Annotated in this window: 23 protein-coding genes; 6 read left to right on the top strand and 17 right to left on the bottom strand. The window is 66.0% G+C overall.

Annotated features, from left to right (window positions below):
• On the top strand, positions 1 to 1,692 hold a 1,692-nt coding region (locus ACWEO2_RS42180; RefSeq protein ID WP_452410510.1), incomplete at its 5' end, for an ATP-binding protein.
• Positions 1,693 to 1,915: 223 nt separating this feature from the next.
• Here the strand turns inward: ACWEO2_RS42180 and ACWEO2_RS42185 are convergent.
• On the bottom strand, positions 1,916 to 2,605 hold the full coding sequence (locus ACWEO2_RS42185) for a TetR/AcrR family transcriptional regulator (protein WP_452410511.1): 690 nt from the start codon (positions 2,603 to 2,605) through the stop codon (positions 1,916 to 1,918).
• Between the two features lie 162 nt (positions 2,606 to 2,767).
• On the opposite strand from ACWEO2_RS42185, the gene ACWEO2_RS42190 reads away from it, so the two are divergent.
• Positions 2,768 to 3,781: an NADP-dependent oxidoreductase gene (locus ACWEO2_RS42190; protein ID WP_452410512.1), complete on the top strand. Its 1,014-nt coding sequence runs from the start codon at positions 2,768 to 2,770 to the stop codon at positions 3,779 to 3,781.
• 59 nt (positions 3,782 to 3,840) lie between these two features.
• Here the strand turns inward: ACWEO2_RS42190 and ACWEO2_RS42195 are convergent, their stop codons facing one another.
• From ACWEO2_RS42195 to ACWEO2_RS42220, 6 genes are all read right to left on the bottom strand, one after another.
• Positions 3,841 to 4,095 carry an alpha/beta hydrolase gene (locus ACWEO2_RS42195; protein ID WP_452410513.1) on the bottom strand — a complete coding sequence of 85 codons (255 nt, stop codon included), beginning with the start codon at positions 4,093 to 4,095 and terminating at the stop codon, positions 3,841 to 3,843.
• A 142-nt stretch (positions 4,096 to 4,237) separates the two neighbouring features.
• Positions 4,238 to 5,062 carry an SDR family NAD(P)-dependent oxidoreductase gene (locus ACWEO2_RS42200; RefSeq protein ID WP_452410514.1) on the bottom strand — a complete coding sequence of 275 codons (825 nt, stop codon included), beginning with the start codon at positions 5,060 to 5,062 and terminating at the stop codon, positions 4,238 to 4,240.
• A gap of 73 nt (positions 5,063 to 5,135) precedes the next feature.
• Complete coding sequence (locus ACWEO2_RS42205; RefSeq protein ID WP_452410515.1) at positions 5,136 to 6,686, bottom strand: long-chain-fatty-acid--CoA ligase; 1,551 nt, start codon at positions 6,684 to 6,686, stop codon at positions 5,136 to 5,138.
• Positions 6,687 to 6,763: 77 nt separating this feature from the next.
• Positions 6,764 to 8,095 carry an MFS transporter gene (locus tag ACWEO2_RS42210; protein ID WP_452410516.1) on the bottom strand — a complete coding sequence of 444 codons (1,332 nt, stop codon included), beginning with the start codon at positions 8,093 to 8,095 and terminating at the stop codon, positions 6,764 to 6,766.
• Between the two features lie 131 nt (positions 8,096 to 8,226).
• Positions 8,227 to 9,276, bottom strand: a complete 1,050-nt coding sequence (locus tag ACWEO2_RS42215) for a BKACE family enzyme (RefSeq protein WP_355182990.1) — start codon at positions 9,274 to 9,276, stop codon at positions 8,227 to 8,229.
• A gap of 40 nt (positions 9,277 to 9,316) precedes the next feature.
• Positions 9,317 to 9,667 (bottom strand): carboxymuconolactone decarboxylase family protein, encoded by a 351-nt coding sequence (locus ACWEO2_RS42220; RefSeq protein ID WP_355183001.1) that lies wholly within the window; start codon positions 9,665 to 9,667, stop codon positions 9,317 to 9,319.
• Between the two features lie 154 nt (positions 9,668 to 9,821).
• Between ACWEO2_RS42220 and ACWEO2_RS42225 the strand changes: the two genes are divergently transcribed.
• Positions 9,822 to 10,817 carry an AraC family transcriptional regulator gene (locus ACWEO2_RS42225; RefSeq protein ID WP_452410517.1) on the top strand — a complete coding sequence of 332 codons (996 nt, stop codon included), beginning with the start codon at positions 9,822 to 9,824 and terminating at the stop codon, positions 10,815 to 10,817.
• 372 nt (positions 10,818 to 11,189) lie between these two features.
• Here the strand turns inward: ACWEO2_RS42225 and ACWEO2_RS42230 are convergent, their stop codons facing one another.
• Positions 11,190 to 11,624 carry a hypothetical protein gene (locus ACWEO2_RS42230; RefSeq protein WP_452410518.1) on the bottom strand — a complete coding sequence of 145 codons (435 nt, stop codon included), beginning with the start codon at positions 11,622 to 11,624 and terminating at the stop codon, positions 11,190 to 11,192.
• A gap of 85 nt (positions 11,625 to 11,709) precedes the next feature.
• Between ACWEO2_RS42230 and ACWEO2_RS42235 the strand changes: the two genes are divergently transcribed.
• The 3 genes from ACWEO2_RS42235 (at position 11,710) to ACWEO2_RS42245 (ending at position 13,000) form a co-directional block, all read left to right on the top strand.
• Positions 11,710 to 11,919 carry a class I SAM-dependent methyltransferase gene (locus ACWEO2_RS42235; protein ID WP_452410519.1) on the top strand — a complete coding sequence of 70 codons (210 nt, stop codon included), beginning with the start codon at positions 11,710 to 11,712 and terminating at the stop codon, positions 11,917 to 11,919.
• Positions 11,870 to 12,334: a zinc-binding dehydrogenase gene (locus ACWEO2_RS42240; protein WP_452410520.1), complete on the top strand. Its 465-nt coding sequence runs from the start codon at positions 11,870 to 11,872 to the stop codon at positions 12,332 to 12,334. Before ACWEO2_RS42235 ends, ACWEO2_RS42240 begins: the two co-directional genes overlap by 50 nt.
• Before the next feature lie 201 nt (positions 12,335 to 12,535).
• On the top strand, positions 12,536 to 13,000 hold the full coding sequence (locus ACWEO2_RS42245) for a hypothetical protein (RefSeq protein WP_452410521.1): 465 nt from the start codon (positions 12,536 to 12,538) through the stop codon (positions 12,998 to 13,000).
• On the opposite strand, the gene ACWEO2_RS42250 is transcribed toward ACWEO2_RS42245, so the two are convergent.
• The 9 genes from ACWEO2_RS42250 to ACWEO2_RS42290 all read right to left on the bottom strand — a co-directional run bounded on the left by ACWEO2_RS42250 (position 12,994) and on the right by ACWEO2_RS42290 (position 22,423).
• Positions 12,994 to 13,131, bottom strand: a complete 138-nt coding sequence (locus ACWEO2_RS42250) for a hypothetical protein (protein WP_452410522.1) — start codon at positions 13,129 to 13,131, stop codon at positions 12,994 to 12,996. The two genes, ACWEO2_RS42245 and ACWEO2_RS42250, sit on opposite strands and share 7 nt — an antisense overlap.
• Before the next feature lie 718 nt (positions 13,132 to 13,849).
• A complete protein-coding gene (locus ACWEO2_RS42255; RefSeq protein ID WP_452410523.1) occupies positions 13,850 to 16,054 on the bottom strand; it encodes a hypothetical protein in 2,205 nt (734 codons plus the stop codon).
• Between the two features lie 302 nt (positions 16,055 to 16,356).
• Positions 16,357 to 16,833, bottom strand: a complete 477-nt coding sequence (locus ACWEO2_RS42260; protein WP_452410524.1) for a nitroreductase family deazaflavin-dependent oxidoreductase — start codon at positions 16,831 to 16,833, stop codon at positions 16,357 to 16,359.
• A gap of 35 nt (positions 16,834 to 16,868) precedes the next feature.
• Positions 16,869 to 19,229 (bottom strand): FtsX-like permease family protein, encoded by a 2,361-nt coding sequence (locus ACWEO2_RS42265; protein WP_452410525.1) that lies wholly within the window; start codon positions 19,227 to 19,229, stop codon positions 16,869 to 16,871.
• 5 nt (positions 19,230 to 19,234) lie between these two features.
• Positions 19,235 to 19,984: an ABC transporter ATP-binding protein gene (locus tag ACWEO2_RS42270; protein WP_452410526.1), complete on the bottom strand. Its 750-nt coding sequence runs from the start codon at positions 19,982 to 19,984 to the stop codon at positions 19,235 to 19,237.
• Complete coding sequence (locus ACWEO2_RS42275; protein ID WP_452410527.1) at positions 19,947 to 20,573, bottom strand: TetR/AcrR family transcriptional regulator; 627 nt, start codon at positions 20,571 to 20,573, stop codon at positions 19,947 to 19,949. The genes ACWEO2_RS42270 and ACWEO2_RS42275 overlap by 38 nt, the downstream gene beginning before the upstream one ends.
• 60 nt (positions 20,574 to 20,633) lie before the next feature.
• Positions 20,634 to 20,840 carry a hypothetical protein gene (locus ACWEO2_RS42280; RefSeq protein WP_452410528.1) on the bottom strand — a complete coding sequence of 69 codons (207 nt, stop codon included), beginning with the start codon at positions 20,838 to 20,840 and terminating at the stop codon, positions 20,634 to 20,636.
• Positions 20,841 to 20,861: 21 nt separating this feature from the next.
• The gene (locus ACWEO2_RS42285) at positions 20,862 to 22,007 is read right to left on the bottom strand and encodes an alpha/beta hydrolase (protein ID WP_452410529.1); all 1,146 of its coding nucleotides are present in this window, start codon (positions 22,005 to 22,007) and stop codon (positions 20,862 to 20,864) included.
• A 206-nt stretch (positions 22,008 to 22,213) separates the two neighbouring features.
• On the bottom strand, positions 22,214 to 22,423 hold the full coding sequence (locus ACWEO2_RS42290) for a hypothetical protein (RefSeq protein WP_452410530.1): 210 nt from the start codon (positions 22,421 to 22,423) through the stop codon (positions 22,214 to 22,216).
• Positions 22,424 to 22,440 lie beyond the last annotated feature (17 nt).

The following is a 22,440-nucleotide window of genomic DNA, read 5'->3' on the forward strand; positions in this document are numbered from 1 at the left end:
GGGCCGGGCGGCATCGGGAAAACACGACTCGCCACCGAGACCGTCCGCCGGCTCCGCAAGACACGACAGACACCGGTGTACTGGGTGCGGCTGGCGCGGCTGGTCAAGGACTCCGACGCGGCAGCGGTCGAGGACGAGGTCGCGCACGCGGTGGTCGATGCGGACTTCTCGGGACGGTCCGCGTGGGACGTACTCGTCGACACGCTGACCGTGACCGACAAGGCGGGGCGGACTCTGCAGTCGGTGCTGGTAATGGACAACTGTGAGCATGTGCTCGCCGGCGCCGGGGAGGTGATCGCGCGGTTGCTGGAGGCAGTGCCGGGGCTGACCGTCTTGGCGACCAGTCGCGAAGCGGTGGGCTGGGTCGACGAGTATGTGGTGGAGGTGCCCTCCCTGTCGCGGCAGCAAGCGTTGACCTTGTTCCGTCAACGTGCCGAATACACCGATCATCACATCGTCGACCGGGACGACGTCGCCAACGCCAACCGGATCTGTCGTCACATGAACAACCACCCGCTGTATATCCGGTTGGCGGCGGCGAGGCTGTCCCGGCAGCCGTTGGCGATGATCGTGCAAGAACTCAGTGGCGAGGCAACCGACAAACGCATGCGCTGGTCGCATGGACCCCGGGTCGGGGCCGACCCGCGGCATCGAGGCATCAGTGATGCCATCGCCTGGTCCTATAACCTGTGCCTGGATCAGGAGCGGCTACTGCTGGACCGGATGTCGGTCTTCGCTGCCGGATACGACACCAGCCCCGACCACGACACCAGCTCTGTTGCGGATGTCGGCGTCGAGTTGGCAGCGATCGAGGCGGTCTGCGCGGACGACCCCGACGGGGATCGGGCCAACGGCGGGGAGTTCGTGCGGCTGCCGGCCGATGATGTGGCAGGTGTGCTCGAGCGTCTGGTCGAGCAGTCGCTGGTGACCGCCCATTTCACGCCGATCACGGTGCGGTACTCCCTGCTGGAGAGTGTTCGAGTATTCGCCGGCCAGCGGCTGCAGGAGCGCTCCACCCACGAAGTGGACGAACCCGCACGGCTCACCCGGCGCCATCGCCACTACTACCGCGACAAAATCGCTGCGGCGCAGCACGCTGTGCTGAGTCCCGCCGAGCAGGGACTGCTGGACTGGGTACGCGCGGCCTGGGACAACCTGGTCCGGGCGATCGAGACGAGCCTGACCTCGGGCGAGCCGGCACTCGGTCTGGAAATCTCGGCAAACCTGATCGCCATGCCGGCAATCAAAGGCTCGACCCGACAAATGTGCCGGTGGGCCGAACGCACGCTGCAGGCCACCCGTGCGCTGCCCTCGCAGCCCACCGACCTGCAGATCAAGGCCATGGCCCTGATCGGGTGGGTCGCCCTGCTGCATGGGAAGAACGACGACGCCGAACGGATGCTCGAGGACTGCGTCGCCGCATCCATCCGCGACCCGCAAACCCGGCACAACTGGCGGCAGACACCGGAGACCGGATCGGTCAGGTCCGATCCGAAGCAGCCAAACAGCCACAACGCACCGGCGACAAGCGCTCCCGGCTCCGGTGACCGGCGCGGCCACAAGCGAGATGCCACGGACCAACGTCCCGGTCCGGGCCGCTGCCGAGCCGGATTCAGCTACGACTCGGCATGCCGGGGTAGTGAACTGGCGACCGGACAGTGTCGCGGAGCTGGCGCGAGTCTGGAGCGCTGAACAGGCAACCAGTACATGGCGCCGTCGAGATCGTCGTCCGGATCGGGTTGTTCCTTCCGGTTCGGTTGGGGCCGAATAGGGTTCCACGAACTGAAGGGGCGCGACGGCACTTTCGGTATTCACCGGGTTCGATGCAGGAATCGAACTCTCAGTGCGCGCCACCGGCTCGTGCACCCCTGCGTTTCGGCGCCGCGAAGGTGTCAGCGACGCGTGCGGTGGGCCGTCACTGCTGCTCCGAGAGCCGGGGCTCGAGGTCCGTGATGCGGTTCGGGCCGCTGTTCGTCGCGTGTTCGTCCATGGCGGTGGTGAACTGGGCGCTGGTCGGCGCAGGGTGGGGCAGGGGGCGCGCCGCATCGGGCCTCAACCCGTCGAAGATCACGCCCAGATAGCGTCGCCACAGATCGGGGGCGACATCTCGTAGGGGTGCGGCGGCCTGATAGGCGGCGCCGGGCAGCAGCATGATGTCTTCCCCTGTGATGTCGTCTCGCACGGTTCCTTGGCGCCGCGCCTGGTCGGTAAGCGCCTCTGCGGCCTCGAAAAGGCGGGCGGTGGCGGCGCGGACTTCGGGATCGCTGACGGCGATGCCGGTCGCGGCCTGGCAGAAGGAACGGTCACCAGCCTGCATCTCGACGCTGGTGGTCATGAACTCCAGCAGAGCGGACTCCGGGTCAGCGGCGCCCAGCAACGCCTCGCCGGCGGCCGTCAGTTCATCGAGCCGGTCACAGAGGATCGCGGCGAGGAGTTGCTGTTTGGTGGCGAAGTGGCGGAACACGGTGCCCTTGCCGACCCCGGCCCGTGCCGCGATCTGGGCGATCGAGGCGTCCATACCCTGCTCGGCGAACGTCGCCGCGGCGGCGGCCAGCAGAGCACGCCGATTATGGGCGGCGTCGGCCCGCAACCGCTCCGGCGGCATTGCCCTCGTCATCCGTTCCCCAATCTCGTTGTCTCTCCCGCATCATACGACAACCGGACCATGCGGTCAGGTTCCATGCTACGGTCCTCGTAACCTGACCAGTCGGTCCGGTTATGGCCGCACCGCTGTAAACGGCGGTGCCCCTGTGAGGCGAGGACACTGATGAAAGAGACGATGAGGGCGGTTGTCGCCCGGAACTACGGCTCCCCGGCGGTGCTGGCTGTTGAGGACATGCCGATTCCCCGGCCGGACACCGGGCAGATCCAGGTGCGGGTGGAAGCAGCGGCGCTCAACGGCTCTGACCTCGAATTGCTCAGTGGCATGCTGGCGGAACTGGCGTCCCTGGAATTCCCGCACGTGCCGGGCAGCGACTTCGCCGGCACGGTTACCGAGGTCGGCGAGGGAGTCACCCGGTTCGCGGTAGGCGATGCGGTATTCGGGACGGGTTTTCCCCGCGCGACCGGCCGCTTCAGTGCAGCCTTCTCCAGCCCGTTGTCCCTGACCACGGGGGCGATGGCCGAGTACGTGGTCCTGGAGGCCGAGACCCCCGCCCTCGCGCATCGCCCGCCCACGCTCGAGGCCGAGTGGGCCGCCGCCCTGCCCATATCCGGCCTGACTGCGTTGCAGCTGCTTCGCGCGGGGCAGGTGCAGCCCGGTGAAACAGTCCTGGTCGTCGGCGCGACGGGAGGCGTCGGCAGCGTGATGGTCCCCCTTCTGGCTGCCGCGAAGGCACACGTCATCGCCACCGCAGCCGCCGCCGACGAAGACCATGTGCGCCGTTTGGGTGCCGATGAGGTCATCGACTACCTCACCGCCGATGTCGTCGCCGAGACGTCACGGCGCTATCCCGACGGCGTTGACGCCGTGGTGAACATCGCCCTGCCGGCCGCCCGGCTGATCGAAGTCAGCCGGGCGATACGACGCGGCGGCCGACTGCTGAACGCCACCTATCCCGCCCCGGAACCGGGCACCCACGATCGCGACGATCTCACCATGGACACCATCCACTGTGCGGCGCGGCCGGGAGACCTGGACGAACTGGCAGCACGGGCGAACGATGGGACGTTGCCCGCGGCGATCGGACGGCGCTACCGCCTGGACGACGGCCCGCGCGCATACCGCGAACTGGTAAAAGAACACTCCCGCGGCAAGCTGATCGTTGTGATGGGCACATAAGCATGACGTGATGGGCCCCTGACCGCACAGCGCCCAGCGATCGGGTCATCCGCCAATCTTCAGCGATATTCGCGGACCGTTCGCCCGCCTGTATCGGCAACTCCGAGTCCCGGACGGTCCATTCGCGCGCCCTTGCACGACGCCTGGAACACTCTCGAGACCAGGCCATTTCGGCTGAGCGCCAGCACGCCCGCGCTGTGGGCGACCAGCACGACCTCGCCGGTGATGTCCGACACGGTTCGGTCCAATGCCGTGCCCCAGGCGTGGCGGTCCAGGCGTTGAGCGCCGTTCGGCCGCGGCAGGGTTCGGGGCATTGGGGCGGGTCGCCGCGAGCTGGGTTTGCCAGTGGTCGTCGGGGTGATCACCGAGGCTGGGGACGATCAGGATGTTCGGTTCGGTCGCGTGGTTCACAATCGGTGCTCCAGAATGCCGTGGCCGGGTGCTCCGGCTGCTGGGTCAGATGACGGTTCCGCCGTTGGGGCTGATGATCTGGCCGGTGAGGTAGTGGTCGTCGCCCGCGAGGTAGACCGCCAGCGAGGCATATTCCTCGGGCGCGCCGAGTCTGCCGAGCGGAATCAGCTGGTAGAGGCTGTTGGTCTGCTCGGGGGTGGCCCTGTCGAGGTAGGCCTGGAACAGCGGGGTCAGAACAGCGCCGCAGGCGATGGCGTTGACGAGGATGTTGGCTCCGGCGACGTCGAGTGCGACGGTTTTGGTGAGGTTGGCGACGGCGGCCTTGGTTGCCGAGTATCCGGGGCTGTGGGCGCTGGCGGCCGAAATCCCGGCGACGGAGCTGATGTTGATGATGCGCCCGTAGTGCTGCGGTTCCATGTAGCGCAGGGCGGCGCGGGTGCAGTAGAACACTCCGTGGACGTTGACGTCCCACCATTTCAGCCAGTCGTCATCGGTGAGACCGGAGGTGATTCCGAGTGATCGGCGTTCGCTGGGGGTGGTCAGATAGGCGTAGTGCAGATTGCGGCGGGCCTCCTCAGCCGGTGACGTTGGCACGATCGCGGCATTGTTGACCAGGATGTGGACGGCGCCGAATCGGTCGACTGCGTCGGCGAACATCTGGTCGACCGCGGGCCGATCGGCGACGTCGACCGGTGCCGCCAGGCATTCGCGGCCCAGTGCGTGGATCTGGTCGGTGAGGTCGGCCAGTTTGTCGGTCTGGATGTCGCAGGCGACGATATCGGCGTCCGCTTGTGCCATCGACAGTGCGATGGCCTTGCCCAGTCCCTGGCCGGCGCCGGTAATGACGGCGGTCTTCCCGGATAGTGCCATGATGCTCTCCTGACGGGTCGTGATTGTCTCCGCTACTCGGTACGGACGCGATAGTGTTGTGGTGCAGTGGTTTTCAGCCGTGGGTACGCAGTTCGCGTTTGAGAATCTTGCCGGTGGCCGTCATCGGGAGCGTGCGCACGAATTCGATGTGGCGGGGGTATTTGTAGGCCGCCAACTGTTGTCTGGCCCACCCGATGAGCGCGTCCTCGGTCGGTGCGGTTCCCGGGGCCGGGATGATGTACGCCTTGATTTCCTCGCCGTGACTCTCATGCGGGATGCCGACCACAGCGGCGAGCGACACCGCCTCATGGGTCATGAGGATTTCTTCGATTTCACGGGGATAGACGTTGAGACCACCGCGCACGATCATGTCCTTGGCGCGGTCGACGATGTAGTAGTAGCCATCGGTATCGCGCTGGGCCAGGTCACCGGTACGAAACCAGCCGTCGCACATGACCTCGGCGGTGGCGTCGGGCCTGTTGTGATAACCCTTCATGACATTGTGGCCGCGGATCGCGATCTCACCGACGATGTCGGACCCGGTGACGGTGTTCCATTCGTCATCGATCAGGCGGACCTCCACACCCCAGACCGGTAGGCCGATCGACCCCGGGCGCGGCTCGTGATCGAGGTCGGCGAACAAGGCCAGCGGTGAGGTTTCCGACAACCCATAGCCTTCGGCGATATCCACACCGAACCGCTGCCGGAAACGGGTCAGGATCTCCACAGGCAGGGCGGCGCCGCCGGAGAGGGCCAGTCGCAGACGTTCGGTGATGCCTCGAAGGTCGACGCTGTCGTCGACGGCCTGCAGCAGCCCCCAGTACATAGTCGGCACACCGGCGAACACGGTGATCTGTTCGGTCTGCATCAACGTCAGCGCGGTGACGGCATCGAAACGAGGCTGCAGGACCAGGGTTGCGGCGACGGAGAACCCGGCGTTCATGCTCCCCGTCTGCCCGAAGGAATGAAACAGCGGCAGCACCACCAGATGCCGGTCGTGTCGAGCAGCGTTGTCGTCGAACAGCCGGTTGGTGGTGAGCGCGTTGAGCAGCAGATTCGCGTGGGTCAGCTCGGCACCCTTGGGTGTGCCGGTGGTACCGGAGGTGTAGAGGATGACCGCGGTATCGACGGCTTCACGAAAGCAAGCGGCGAACTTGGTGGGCTGCGCCCGCACGGCGGTGGCAAATTCACCGATCGGATCGCCGGCCTGTGGGGCGGGTGAGTCGATGACGAACAAGTGACGGCAGCTCGAAGCCTCGAAACCGGCGCGACCGTAGTCGCCGATCGGCAGCTCGGGGGTGCCCTGGTAGCAGAAATAGGCTTTGGCATCGGAATCGTCGAGGTGGTAAGCGATTTCGCGGTCCTTGAGCAGAATGTTCAGCGGGACCACGACCGCGCCTGCCTTGACGATGCCGTAGTAAATGATCGGAAACCACGCCAAATTCGGGCACGACAACGCGACTTTGTCGCCCGGTTCGATGCCGTGCTCGACCAGCAGGTGGGCGACCTGGTTCGCGGCGGCGTCGACATGTTTGTAGGTCAATCTCTGATCTCCCGCGACGACGGCGTCGCGGTGCGGGTAACGATGGGCTGAACTTTCCAGCAGGGTGGACAAATTGAGCACGGCGGCACCTCATGGGTTGGTGGCGGGTGATGTGGCGGTCGGGCCGGGCAATGACGATGAGGTCACAGACGATGCGGTTACGCGGCCGATGGCCGGGCGTCGAGGGCGGCCACGCGGCGTAGCCCGGCCGGGTAGGCGCGCCGGCCGAGGGCCAGTGCGATGATTGCGCCGAGATAGGCCAACGGGACCAGTCGCAGGGCGTTGGCCAGCCCGTAGCGGTCGGCGAGGAAGCCGACCACGAGCGGGCCGAGTGCGAGCCCCAAGACGTTGTTGGCCAAGGTAACCGTTGCGAACGCGGTGGCACGCACGCTGCGATGGGTGAGGCTGGCCACCATCGAGAACGTGGCGCCGCTCGCGCCGGAGGCGGTCAGTGCCCCCAGCGCGAGCACGATCAGTTGGGCAGGGCCGGGGCCGAGACCGAACGCGATGGTCAACAGGATCAGTGAGATCGTGCAGTAGACCAGCGCGCTGCTCCACTGACGCACCGGATCGGTGCGCCCGACCCGGTCGGTGATGATGCCGCACACGATCATTCCGATTCCGGCGAGCAGCACATATGCCGAGGCCACAAGGCCGGCGCGGCCCGGGGGCATCGAATAGGACCGGTTGAAGAAGCTGGGCAGCCACGCCAGCAGCACACCCCCGACGAACAGCTGCAGGCCGCCACCGAGGTAGGCGCACCACAGCGACACCGACGAGAACAGGCTCGACAACGGCGCCCGCGAGGTGTTGTGCGGGGCCGGAGGCGAATCCGGCGCGGGCACCTCCGCGACCTGATGACGGCTCAGGGCGGATTCGGTGATCAGCACCCGGAATGCGGCAACCAGCAGCAGGCCCACCACGGCCACGACCACGAAGGTCCATCGCCAGCCGATACGTGCGGCGACGATGCCGCCGAGCGCGACACCCAGGACCGACCCGAAAGAACTTCCGGCAAGGAACGCTCCGCTTAACGAGGCCCGCAACCGAGGTGCGAACACGGACAGCATCACTGCGGCCCCGACGCTGCCGTATGCGGCTTCACCGACCCCGACCAGAAACCGTGCACCGAGCATCTGGCCGTAGCCGGTGGCCAGCCCGCACAGCAGAGTGGCGACGCTCCAGACGGTCGCCATGACCAGCAAGCTGCGCACACGGCCCCAGCGGTCGGCAACCAGCGACAGCGGAAACGCCAACAGCCCCACCATCAATGCGACGATGCTGGTCAACGAGCCCAGCTGCGAATCCGACAGGCCCCACTCGGATTTCAACAGTGGAAATACCGCCGCCAGCACCTGGCGGGACATGTAGTCCGACAACATCAACCCGAAGGTCAACCCGAATACGATCCACGGAAAGATCCGAGAACGTGCGCTCGGGGTCGCGGGTGTGATCGCCGCAGGGGCGGCGGGAGTGGTGGGAATATCCATGGCGCATCCTCGAGCCTGGTGAAACTAGAAGACCGGGCCCGTAGGGACCGGTGCCGGAAAATGATGAAAAACGAGCGCGGGCAGCGCGCCGCGGTCGCTGAGCTACCGTCGGCGCACTGCCCTGCGAAGGATCAAGCGTGGTGCAGGAATCCCACTTGGCCGGGCTGCCGGTTGGGCGGGAACCCGATCTTGGCCAGCGCCTCGTCGGTGCCGGAGTAGACCTCGTCGAAGAGGTAGATGTCGCGCGCCTCCTTGCAGGAAGCCACGTCGCGGCCCAGCTCGTTGGCGATGCGGACCATCTGCTCGACCTGCTGCACCGAGGTGCGTCGTTCGCCCTTGCGGCCCCACAGGTTGTCCTCGATACCGACCCGCACGTGCTGGCCCAACGCGATCGCGATCGTGCACATCGGGGTGACATTGCGCATGACGGTTTCGATCGTGAGCACCGCACCGTCCGGCGTCCGCCGGATGAACTCGATCAGGTCCGCCGGGTGCAGCCCCGCCGAACCGCCGCCGATCGCCATGTAGTTCAGCACCAGCGGGCCGGTGTAGTGGCCGCGGCGGATCAACCGCTCCACCGTTTCCAGCTGAGTCAGACTGCCGAGCATGAAGTGCGGTTGGATGCCGGCCGCGGTCAGCCGGCTCAGATGCTCGAGGTAGAACTCGGGACCGGCTTCCATCACCATGTCGCGGTATGCCTTGTACAGCACGGGGTTCTGGATCGACGTGCCCGCGATGTCGTCATCGGTCAGCAGCTCGGTCACGTTCATCTGGTTGGTGTTGACGACGATGGTGACCTGATCCGGCTTCGGATCGAGCTCGGCCAACATATGGCGGGTGTCGTATTCCAGCCACTTCGCCTTGTCGCCGCCCTCCGGCGGTGCGAACGAGATCGACCCACCGACCTGCAGGATCATCTCCGGTACTGCTTCCCGGAGCCGGCCCAGCATCTCGTTGAACATCTCCAACCGCTTGGATCCGTACCCGTCGGCCTCGCGCACGTGTACATGCAGCACCTGCGCGCCCGCGTTGTAGCAGTCCACCGCCTTCTGGATCTGCTCGTCCATGGTGACCGGAATGTCGTCGGAATCGCCGGGCAGGAACCCCGGAGCGTACGGGGCCACCTGGATGACCAGTTTCTCCTGGTTCTCCGGTAGCAGCGAATCATCGAGGTAGTGCATGATCGTCCTTCCTGATCGATATTGATTGCGCGGTGCGGAACTACCGCTGCTCCGCGCGGCGACGCTCGAAGGCGTCGAGTTCTTCGGCGAGCACGGGGACCCCGATGTTGCAGGCGTGAATGCCCAGCACGGTGGTCAGCTCGAGCACCGCGAGGATCTCCTCATGAGACACGCCCAGCTCCAAAGCGGCGCGGATGTGGCGGCGCACTCCGGGCGAGTACATGTGCGTACACGCGGCGTCGACCGCGATGCTCAACAACTCCACGAACTCCGGGGACAGCACGCCACGGCGAATCGGCAGCGTGCCCATGGACATGAACTGCTCAGTCCACTCCGGGTCCCATTCGGATAGCTTGTCCCACAACGGATTCCACGCACCCTGGGCGCGCATTGCGTCGACGACGGGGGTGGGTACGGACTCGGTGGTCACCGGCAGCTCCTGTGATGCATTGGACGTGATACGTGTCACGGTAGCTGCCGAAACGGAGCTATACTTGACCCATTGAGCCATACAATTTGACCCCTGGGGCCTAGGAAGGATGTCGATGACGGCGACGATGATTCGCAGCGCCGTGCTGTCCGGCTATGTCGATGTGACCCTGTCCCTCGGGCTGGACCCGATGCTGCTGCTGCGCTCGGTCGGCATCGGCCCCGCCGGATTGGCCGCCAGCGACATCTGGCTGCCTGTCACAGCGGTCGACCAACTCCTGGAACGCACCGCCGCCGAGGCGAATTGCGACGACGTCGGGCTACGCCTCGCCGAACGGCGAGGCTTATCCGGACTCGGCCCCGTCGCCCTCGTCGCCCGTGAAGAACCCGATATCCGCAGTGCGGTGCAGATCGTGCTGCGCCATATCACCCTGCACAATGAAGCACTGCGCGTCCGGCTCACCGAAATCAACAGCCTGACCACTATCCACGTCCAGGCGGCTGAGGGGGTCTCGCTCGGTCGGCAATTCCGCCAGCTTTCCGTCGGTGCGACCTGTCGGATCCTGTGCGATTTCCTCGGCCCCACCTGGCGCCCGGTATGGGTCTGCTTCGCCCACCCCGCACCACCCGATCTCGATGCCTACCACCGGATCCTCGGTCCCTCAATAGAATTCGACCAGGACTTCGATGGCATCGTCTGCTACTCTCACGACCTCGACGCGGCGAACCCCCTCGCCGACCCCCTGCTCCGCCCCTACGTTCGCGAATACCTGCGAACACTCGCCCCGGCCGGCGAGTCCATTGCCGACCAAGCGCGCGCCGTCATCGAATCCCTACTGCCCACCCAACGCTGCTCGGCTGCCGTCGTCGCTGACCGGCTCGGCATGGGCCGCCGTACCCTGCACCGGCACCTCGCCCACGCCGGGGAAACCTTCACCGGCATCGTCGACACCACCCGCCTCGACCTCGCCCGCCGCTACCTCACCCAGCGCGACCGCACCCTCACCGACATCGCCACCGAACTCGGCTTCTCCGAACTGAGCGCCTTCTCCCGATGGTTTCACCGCCACACCGGCCACAGCCCCAGCCAATCCCGGCGCAACCAGTCATGAATCTCTGCGCAGTGGGAGTGTCGAAACAAGGGCGAAGGCGAGCATCTCACGGCCGTTGTCGAACGGCATGTCCGCCCAGCGCAGCACGGAAATGGTTCGGATAACTACACAAACGTGACAAACCGCAGGCCGTTGACCTTCCGCTTTGCCGTTCTGTGGAGCTAAGGGGACTCGAAACCCTGCCACTACTCAGGAGTTTGTGATGTCTCGTGATTCCCGCTAGATCCCACTCCTGGCAGAACGATCCCTTATCCCAAGTGCGCGAACGTTTCTTGGACTATCAGCGTTCCCCAGGAAACCGCCGGTCAGAACCGGTCCCATCCTTATAGTGCCCCGCCGGGGCACGAACCTGCGACAACCGGATCAGAACCGTCACGCCAGCCCGGTCACAGGCAGGACGACACCAGCGGGTCGTTCCAGTGGTCGCAGGGCGGTGGCGATTGCTTGACGCGCCTGGGCGTGTGCGTCCGGGGCGAGGTCGCGTACCAGTGACCGCAGGCTGCCCGCTATCAGGAACTCGGCAGCATCGTCGGCATCGTGGCCCGCGGTGGTGTGTGAATCAAATGTTGTGGCCCGGGCATCGTGAAAACCGGCCTGATGTAACAGATTTCGCCCCCACTGCGGGTCGGCGAAGAGAGTGACGCCGGGCTCAGCTTCTCCCACGGTGGCATCGGAGGTCAGCGGTGCCAGTGCACTCAGGAGCGGGTTGGTGGTGGCGTCGGCGTGGCACACGAAGGCCAGGCGGCCGCCCGGGCGCAGGGCATGGGCGATATTGGTGAAGGCGGCGAGCGGATCGTCGAAGAACATCACTCCGGAACGGCTGATGGGTTCGGCCCGCGCTGCGCGGCCGGTCGGTGGAGCGTGCGGCTGCCGCCTCGGCGATCGGCGTCGGGTGGGCGACTCCGGTTGCGGCACAGGTCAAACGACCCGCCTGGCCGCCCACCGAGCCTGTGACGGCCAGGTCACCGGAATCGATCTGTCCGCCCCGATGCTCGCGGTCGCCACCGAACTGGCCGCAGTCGAGCACATCACCAACACCACCTACATTCACGGTGACGCCCAGCGCTATCCGCTGCCGACAGCGGGATTCGACACGGCGTGAGGCCGGCGCCTACGTCATCGGTACCGGACGCGCTGCCCACCGTCAGACGGCGCTCGACTTCGGCGCGCAAGAGTTCGTCAACCTCGAGAACGACGCGATGGAAGATGTCGGCGAAGTCGATCTGGTGTTCGATGTCTTTGGCGGCGACATCGGAAGGCGGTCCGCGGGTCTGGTTCGAGCCGGAGGAACACTCGTGACCGTCGCCGGTCCGCCCGAGGCACGGCCGGCTGACGGACTGGCGGTCGACTTCGTTGTCGTGTCCGATCGCGCGCAACTGGGTGAGATCGCCCTGCGGGTGCGGGACGGACGTCTGCAGACGCACATCGGCCAAGTCGCGACCATCGACGATGCTGTCGCTGCCTTCAACTCGGCCGAGCGGATCAAGGGGAAGACGATCATCCGCGTTCGTCGGTGAGGACTCAGGGACAGCGACCATCCTTCCCGCGCCGATACCGCATGCGCGATCCCAGGTTCCCTGCGGAAAGCCGGTACGAATGCGGAGACCTTCCTGCGAGTGCCCGCGTCGGCACGACGAAGCTGGCTTTACGGAACAGCTGGTCCCCCGGTCGGCGACGAGAACGGCGCCGGGCCACCACGGCTTCACGACTTCAATCGCATGTCGATCGCGCGCGGGGTCGCAACGACGCCCGAGCAGGCGTATAAGGATCGCGCCAACGCGATCAAAGAGCGGTGCGAGCAGAACGACAAGATCTATCAGGCCCCAGCCGGGGTGCTCGCGGTGACTGTCGAGGAAGTCGAGTCCGTCGAGATCAAGTCACCCCAAGGCAGCGAGTCACGACACCCGCTCACCGCCTGGGACGACTCGATGAACGACAACAGGCCCGACGATCATGGCCACATCGACTTCAACGAGATCCCGCCGGGCGACAAGGGCGCGTGTTTACTAGCGGCGCGTAGCCAGTCACGCAGGTCGGGCGGTGGTTGTGGCTCGTCGCATCGTGCCCTCTCCCTGCGCGGCGGTGTCACGGACCTGCGACTGGGAGCGCGCATGGCAGACCAGTCGCACCCCAGTGTCGGCGCTGCTGTCCGGGCGGAGTTCGCTCCGCTTGGCGATCAGTGACCGAGCCGCTCCGCCCACTGCTGTACGGCTATCTTCGGTTGGATCTGATCGAGGAAACCGTCGAGGAGTGCGACGAACTCTTCCAGCAGTACGCCGCTGCGAACGGTTTCGATTTGACCACGGTATTCCATGAAAAGCCCCTGATTCCGGTGCACTGTTTGATCTGTTCGCGGAGTTGCGGCGCTCGGGAGCACACGACGTCGTGGTGTTGTCGATCGATCACTTCAGTGGGCATCGGGCCACGCGTGGGTCGCTGCTGAACTACCTACACCGAGCCGGTGTCCCGGTCCGCACCCTGCACTGATTTGTCTGTCTCACTCGCGGTCCGGCCACCTAGCGCCAAGCATCAGCAGTCGATCGTGTGCTCGCAGGGGTGATGTCGTGGGTTGGTCGCGCCATCGGATGCGACCGATGCGACCGACGCTCAGTAGCAGAGGCCCGCTGCGGGCCGGGTCGCGGCCGATTCGCCCGGACGCACCGGACGTTCGCACGCTCGGTGTCGCCGAGGCCGGTCATCACACCCACCTTCGCTAGTGACCGAATGCTTTAGTAATAACCAAAACCGCTGTACATGAAAGACGGCCGACGTGGCACCCGGTATGTCGGGTCGCGGGATGGCAACGAAACTGCTTGCGGTGCAATGATGCTGGGGGCGTCGGTCGGGCCAAGCGCTGCATTCTCCGGCGGGATGGTGAGTCACGCAGGGGTGGGAAGCCTGTGCGACGGATGGTTGTCACCAAGCCGTTGTGGCACGTCCAACGGTACGGTCTGCACCCTCGCCGCCGAGGTGGCATCAACTCGCTCGACTGATCAGCGTGGGGGTTCGGGAGGTAGTCCAGGCGTGCCCCGCTATGAGACGGTCGCCAGTTCCCGCTCTGGCTCGTCCGGTACGTGGTCCTGCGGTGGCGGTAAGTCTTCGTCGCGCCGTCGCGGCCGGAGGTGTCCCCAATGCAATGCGCAGATTCCCGCGATCGCGGCCAGCGCGGTCGCGATGCCGACTTTCCAGCCTGGTGGCCGCCAGGTGAGGATCAGTTCGCTGCTGTTCGTGCCAGCTGGAATATCGACGGCGACAAAGGTTTTCGCCACCATATGGTATGGGATGTCGCGGCCGTCGAGGGTGGCTCGGTAGCCGGGCCAGGCTAGCCGTGCGAAGACGACCCGGCCGCCGTTGGCCGAGGTCACCCGAATCCTGCTGGTGAGGCTGGTTCGCTCGGCTGAGGTGGCGGTGACCCCGCTGGTGTCGGCGATGAGGCCGTTCTTGGTCGAGATCGGGCCGCTCTCGCGTTCGAGGACCCAGATGTAGTGCTCGTGACCTGGATAGTCGACCCATTTCCAGCCGGGCGGCGCGGGATGGTCGCCCGCCTCCGGATACTGCGCCCGTTGCAGCACCACCCGGTCGACCTTCATCAGATCGACAATCGTTCGGCCGGTGGATGATTCGATGTCGAAGGCGCGCCGGTAGGCGTCCGGGCAGGTGCTGCCGTCCCAGCCCATGCACAGGATAGCGCTGAACGCCGCATAGCCGATCGGGGTGTAGGCGTTGACGTAGTCCAACCCCATATTCTTCGCGTAGTTGCCGAAGGACAGGGACCCGTAGGCGCCGGCCAGGCTCCGATCGTCACCCCGCAGCAGCGCGCGGTCGGCGAGTTGCAGTGTGACACCGTCGAAATGAGGGAAGGTGGCCGTCATCTCCGAACGCCGCTCCGGGAAGCCGTAGGACATCGGTGTCGGCGGCGCACTGTGCACCTGCCAGTAGGCGATCGGGAACATGGACACGATGGTCAGCACGCATCCGACGGCGACGCCTCGGGTACGGACGAGCCAGACCGCGGCCGCCCCGATCGCCGCGACCACCGCGGCGGCGACGAGATGCCGCAGCACATCGTGCGGGTCCGCGGAAAACGAACGCACGAACAGCAATCCGATCAACACACCAGCGGCGACCCCGCGGCGGCGCCAGTGCGCGAAGCTGCCGTAGCGGCTGAGCAATACACACACCAGAACCAGTAGCGCGAGAGCGACCATCGGCAACACCCGCGCCGGCCACCGCAATGGCCCTATACGGCCCGGCCCGGCACACCACATCAGCACCGCCGTCGCGAAAAGTGCGACCCCGCTGAGCTCGCGTGCCGACGCCCGAGCCGCCCGCCAGTCTATGAACGCCAGCGCCGGAATAACGAACCAGGCGATATAGACCATCGGCAGCGGCTGCACATATCCCCACCAGCCGGTGAACGCGGGCACGGTACTGGGCAGGCTCGCGTTCAGAGACTCCGACCACGGCACGGTCAAGAAGGGGTCGTTGAGAATTCGCTCGTTTCCCCGCCAAGTCACCGGCGAGGACAGCATCCCGGGCAGATATGTTTCCAAGCCCGCCAACCCCGCACATCCAGCGGCGAGCAGCAGCCGCAGCGGCGGTGCCCACCGCCGCTGATAGATCACCTCACCCACCGCGACCGCCACGATCATCAACGCGGATTCGACTGCCGGAAACACATATTGGACCGAGATCGCCAGATACAAGAAGACAAAGACCGGAATCGGCCCACTACGACCCCGCGTGTAACCGACCGCCGACGCCCAGGCGTGCACCATCCAGGCGGTACCGGTGAGCGAGGTTGCCCAACTGGCCTCGTCGAAGAACAGGAACCATCCGCTCAACGGAAAGGCCACACCCGCGACCGCCGCCCACTGCGGGCGGGCGCCGTAGACCAGGCAGATCCGATACACCCCGAGCGCGGCGATGATCGAGAAGATCAGCTTCACCACGGTGACATAAAGGGCGAGATTATCGACCGACGGCGCGATCAGATCGACCAGCAGTTGCGGCGGGTTGTAGAGGCCCGCCTCCTCCATCGAGTAGTTACCCGACATCCATTCCCATGGCACGAGCGCGGGGAAGTGGCCCGCACGCAGCTGCCTGCCGAGCATCACCCACATCGGGCCGTACTGGGATTCGGTGTCATCGGTGTAGAAGTGGCGGGCGTTGGCGAGCAGCACCATCGCATAGCCCGCGACCACACCTGATGCGGTGATCGCCCCCCATCTACCCACATCTTTCCGCGATTCGATTGCCGCGCCAGCCACCACGAGCTCCAGACCCTACCTGAAAGCGGCACTCTGCAACAGTTGCTATATGCATATCTCTCGGGCGGTCGGCGGCGCAGCGACACCGACCTGCCCACACCGTCCTGATCAGGGCCATCGCGCCGACTTACTGAGCTGCTCCCCCGCCAGCATGATCGTCGCGGACATGCGCTCCGACAACCACCGACATCTGACAATTCCACTGCCATGTCGACGACAACATGATGGAAGGTACGACCACCAGCTACCAAGTCCGTGCCCGATCGTGATCAGGACTCGGCGGTCGATACGTTCAGCCGAACCATCGGCAGCGTATGGACGGGCCGACCGGATGCGTGTTCGATGGTGCCGCGCAGCTTGTCCCAAGCGCCGGGATGATGGTGGATGTAATGGTCGAGCGCGGCCGCCGATTCGTCGTTGGTCATCGGAGTCGCGGTAGCGGCGAGGTTGCGCCGCATGCCGGTGGAGATCCGGACGTGTGGATGTGCCTGGATGTTGCGGTACCACTGGGCTTTCGTGCCGAACCCGGAGACGATGACGAACTCGTCCGGTGTGGGCCGGTCGACGACCTCGAGTACGACGAATCGGCGTTCACCGGATGTGCGCCCGATGTGTTGCAACATCAGCATCCGTGTGCCGAATACGAATCCGAGCCCGGCTCGGTAGAGCCAGATGGGCGCGCGCACCAGCCATCGTGTCTGCAGGGCGCGGGCGCTCAGCTTGGTGGTGAGGTTCGGTGATGTCATTTCCGTTCTCCTCCAATAGGTTTCAGCGGCCAGGCTTACTGGGCTCGCTCCCGCACGACGCGGGCAAGATCGATCCGTTCGACGAGTCGGGCGGCGGGCAGCTGGGACAGTGCGGCGGCGGTCAGGACCGCGGCGATCGCGAGTAGCGGCGGTCCGATGCCGAGGGACAGATGCAGGCTGAACATGTCGCTGTTGAACGAGCGCAGGAACGCCGATGCGGCAAGGACTCCCGCGGCCAGTCCGACCGGGACGGCGAGCAGGGTGGCGGTGAGGTTTTCGGTGGCGAGTGCGGCGGTGAGCCGACGCACCGGCACGCCCGCGGCCCGCAGTGTGGCCAGCTCGGTGGTCCGTTCGGCGAGGTTGACCGTCATGGTCACATAGATCACGGTGAACGCCAGCACCGCACCGAGCGCCAGCATGACCACGATGAAAACCCAGAACAATCCGAGGAATTGGTCGGCCTGGTCTTCCAAGGCGTGGGTGTCGGTGTAGGCGAGGACACCGGGCAGCGAGGTGATCGCCGCGCGCAGCGCGTCCCGGTCGGCGCCGCGGTCGAAGCGCACCAGGTAGCCGCCGAGGCCCACTCCGCCGATCCCGTGAGCGGTGTCGAGGTCGGCGTAGAGGAAGGTGCCGAGGGGTTCGTCGAGAAAGCCCGCGACCCGCACCTGGTGTGGGCTGCCGAGGGCAGGTGCCACAGTGACGATGTCGCCGACTCCGATGCCGAGCTTATCGGAAAGTGCTGCTCCGGTGAGTATTCCGCCGGTGGGCAGGTTCGTCTTGGTGTCACCGCCGGGGTCACGGAAGCTGTGCATGGTCGTGTCGGGCGCTAGGCCGTTCAACGTGGTCGAGTACGACTTGCCGTGGGCGGTGACGGTGACCGGGGTGAGCGTAGTCGGTTCGACGGCGGTGACCCCCGGTATTTTTCGCGGGTCGGTGGAAAGGTTGCTGGTGCCTGCGTTGGTCAGTACGGTGGCGTCCTCGCTTTCGATCTGGTGGAACTGGATGTCGAGCACGCTGCGCATGCTGGTGAGCATGCCGACCGAGGCCAGGATCAGGATCAGCGCGAGCACGGTGCCGGTCATGGTGGCCAGCGTGCGGCGACGGCCCCGCGACAGTGAACGCAATGCCATCCGCGCCACCACTGGCATCCGGTGCCAGCGCGCGGACAGCCGGGTGAGTGGACCCATGCGGGGCGCGCGGATGCCGTCGCCGCGCATCGCTTCGGCTGGTGCGGTGCGGGCGGCGGCGATGGCCGGGGCCAGTCCGGCGATGAGGCCGGTGAGCAGGCCGAGTGCGAATCCGATGAGCGCGGTGGGGATTCGGTGTGCGACGACGGTGTCGGGTATGCCGATCGCGGAGGTATAGGTCGCGGTGACCGCGGAGGTGGCGATGAACCCGCCGAGGACACCCAGAGCGGCGCCGAGGGCGGCGATGCCGACGCCGTAGCTGACGTAGTGGCCGATCAGCGTCCGACGGCGGGCGCCCATCGCGAGCAGGGTGCCGATGATCGGGCGTTCGGCCTGGACCAGCCTGGTGATCAGCACGTACTCCGCGATCGCCGCGGCCGCCAGGAACAGCGCCGGGAATCCGACAGCGAGTTCGGAGAACCCGTTGAGGTCTTCGTGCAGTGCGGCGTTGGAGGGCTGATCGGCCTGGGGCACGACATCCAACGCGCCCGCCGAGCGCAGCACCGAGGCCGCGGTGTCGTGCTCGGATGCCGTTGCCGTGCTGGTCATTTCGACCAGCGTCTGATTCGGTCGCGGCTGTCCGGCCAGGCGCAACGCTTCAGGTTGCGGTGCGTAGACGACCGCGAAAGCGTGCGGGTCGCCGAGCACGTCCTGGCGATTGCGGGCCGGCCACAGGTATTCGGCCGATCGAGCGATCCCGGAGACGGTCACGGGATGCCAGGCGCTGCCATCGAAGATCTGGAGTCGGCTACCCACCGTCAGCGCGAAGGTGTCGGCGCCGTGGTGCTCGACCACCACCTGGTCGGGATGTGCGGGGTCGGGCAGTGTTCCGGCGGTGAGATCGATGTCGTTCACACTCGGTGCGGGCACGTCAGGTAGCCCGATGACTCGCCCGAGGAGTTTGGTGTCGCCGATCGAGAACGGGACATCGGCCTGGGTGCGTACCGTAACCCGCTCGACGCCGTCGACACTCCGCGCGGCCGCGGCGATGTTCGCCGGGTCGCCCCCGGCGGCGGTGAAGTCGGCCAAGTGCAGCCGACTGTAGGTGTGCCGGTAAGAGGTTTCGAGGTTGCGGAACGAGTCGTAACTGGCGATGAACAGCAGCACACCGAGCAGGACGGTCGCGGCGATCGCGGCGACCTGTGCGGTGCGGCGGCGCAGGTCGCGCAGCATCTTCTTGTGCAGCACGCGATTCGATGCGAGAGGCACACCGATCACCACCTGATGGTCGCGGCGTCGGCGGGGGCGGCGTTGATGTCGGCGGAGACGATGCGACCGTCGCGCATCCGGACCACACGGTCGGCGATCTCAGCGGCAACCTCGTTGTGGGTCACCATCACCACGCCACGGCCCGCGCGGCTGGTGCGCTGCAGCAGCTCGAGCACACCGCGTCCGGTGGCGACATCCAGTGCGCCGGTGGGTTCATCGGCCAGTAGCAGGTCCGGGTCGGTTGCCAGCGCACGCGCGATCGACACCCGCTGCTGCTGACCGCCCGACAGTTGGGCCGGGAAGTGATGGGCGCGGTCGCTGAGCCCGACCGCTGCCAGCAGGTCCGGAACCTGTCGCCGCTCGCCGCGGCCGGTCAGCTCGATTATGACCTCGACGTTCTCCCGCGCGGTGAGACTCGCGATCAGATTGAAGAACTGGAACACGAAGCCGACGTGATCGCGCCGGAACGCCCCGAGAGCCGCTGGATGTCTGCTCGAAATATATTGCCCCGCAACGGTTACCGATCCACTGTCAGCCGATTCGATGCCGCCGATGATATTGAGCAGCGTGGTCTTTCCCGAGCCGCTCGCACCCAGTATCGCGACCAGCTCGCCCGGTGCGACGTCGAGGTCGATATCGGTGAGGGCGTGCACGGCGGCCTCGCCCTCGCCGTAGGTCTTGCACACTCCGTGCAGGCGGAATCCGCCGCGCGGTCGGTCAGTCGTCGGTGCGCTCGCATTCCTGTGTTCGGTCACCGGAAATTCCTTCGCTATCTGGGCTTTCGGTCAATCCCGCCGCGCGAAGCAGCGGGCCGGTCACGTTCACCGCGCGCAAGGTGGGGTCAATGAGTCGGTGCAGGATCAGGCCGTCGACAAGTGCCAATACCACCGCTGCGGTCGCTTCCGGGTCCACGGTCGCCCCCTGCTCACGCAGCCATGCGGTCATCGCGGCGCGCGCTTCGGCGACGAAGCGCCCCAACTCGATGCGCAGCCGTTCATGGCGGGTGGCGGCCAGCATCATCTCGCTCATCGCCACGGTTGCTGTATCGGTCCCGGTGTAGGAACCGATCGCGATGAGCATCTGCGTCATCGCGGCAGGTCCGGATGTCGCGAGCACCCCGGTCATCACGGTGTCGTACTCCGTGCGTGCCAGCTGCAACGACGCATCGATGAGCAGGTCGGTCACCGACGGGAAGTGGTAGTGCACCAATCCGGGTCGCACGCCCGCGCGTTCGGCGACCATCCGGGTGGTCACCGCACCCCATCCGGTCTCGGCGATCAACTCAACAGCCGCCGCCATGAGCTTGGCGCGCGTTTCCTGTCCCCGCTCAGCCGCCGTAACCACGGATTTCCTCCCATCGGAACCCGAATTGGGCAATCGCCTTGGGCGGTTACCCAAACCATGTTAGTGGCAGTATGCAACAATTGCTATAGGCAATGCGGGGTGTTCGGTGCGGGCGTTCGATATCGGTGTCGCCTCGAACATCGTCCGCGTATAGATCGTGTTCTTCGACAGCAGTGGTGCGATGAGGGTGGCCATCGCGACCGCGGCCAGCAGCGCCAGGATGCTCGGGTGCGCGATGCAGGCGAACCTCGCATCGAGATTCTCCACTGGGTTGGGATCAGGCCGGTCTCACCGTCGCGTTGGGCACTGGTTGGTGATCGGACAGCCCGTCGCGGCAGCACTGGCGCCGGTTGGTGGCGCGGTCGCCGGCGCTGGTTTCCGGGGTGGGCTCAGGTGGGAGTTGAGCCAGCCGAATGTCTTGGGGTACATGGCTCGCCAGGTCCCCCAATTGTGGCCGCCGTCGTCGGCGATCAGTGGCGGTGCGATCTGAGTGGGGGCTTTGGCGGCGCGGAGGAGGGCTTGTGCGTTGGCCGGGGTGCTGGAGGGGTCGTGACGGCTGGTGGCGACCAAGAGGGCCACCGGCGGCCCGGTCGCGGCCAGGCGAATCGGGTCGGCGAGTCGTCGAAGCGTCCTGCTGGGGACGATATCGGGGTCACCGTGGAAATCGTCGGGGCTGAAAGCCAGTCCGGTGGCGAAGGCGGCCGGATACTGCAGCGGAAGAGTCGTCGCGCAGTAGCCGCCGGTCGAATCGCCGACCATGGCCCAACCGGAGGGATTGTCGAGCACGCGGAAGCGGCTGGTGATCAAGTTGCGGACATCGTGGGCCAGCCAGGTGGCGGTTTGCGCACCGCGTGGGACGTTGACGCAGTCGGTATTGCCCGCGGGATCGATCCGAGGCATGACCAGGACTGCGGGCGCCAGTTTCCCCTGGCGCATCATTTCGGCCAGTTCGGTGGTCACGTGCCCGCCTTTGATCCAGGCGCGAGGTGTGCCGGGGACACCGTGCAGCAGCATGATCACCGGGAATCGGTAGTCGCGGTACTCGGGCTGGTCGTATTGCGGTGGCGTCCATACCAATACGCGGCCTCGCAGGCGGGATTCCGGCCCGCGGTAGTCGGTGGCGGCTACGCGGTCGCCGAGGTCGTCGAATCGCGCCGCGGACGCGTCGTGCGGACCGGTGTTGTCCACCGATTCCGAGTCTGTTGGCTGACCCAGCAGGTCGCTCCACGAGCTGTACAGCGCGAAGTTGTTGTTGACCCATAGACCCAATACCGCGACGGCGGTCGCCTGGCACAGACCGATCATGAGCAAGCGGGTCAGCCATCGCACCGGGCGTGGCCCCCGCACCGCGTTCCATGCCAGCAGTGTCGCCAACACTGCGGCGACGGCTGCGGCAATGACTGCGTAGAACAGGGAGTCGCCGGTCAAGCTCATCGGAGCGAAGCTGTGGTGCGTTGTGAGAGTGCGCCGTTTTCCACGGCTTCGGACGGTACCTGATAGAAGCCCAATGCAACAGTTGCTATAAGCATGAATTGGTGTGTGCGTTTTGCGCGCGGGGGTCACCGGATCGTGCTCGTGCAGCGCCGTCCGCCCAGCGTCCATCAACTGCCAGAAACGCACGTCATTCACCCAATCCTGTTCTACGGCAAGGCAATAGCGGTGGAATCGCGGCGAATTGTCGTCGGCTCAGGTAAGTCTTTGCGCAGCCGGTCGATCAGCGTGTTGATCGCGTGCACAGGCTCCTCAGCATGGTTTCCGGCCACAATGCAGCGCCCAGTGACGCCACACTCACGGCGGTGCCCGCATCCCGAGCCAGCACAGTCGGCAATGCGCGTGCGGCGGTCGAACATGTATTGCTCATAGCAAC

The organism is Nocardia sp. NPDC004278, assembly GCF_053602975.1.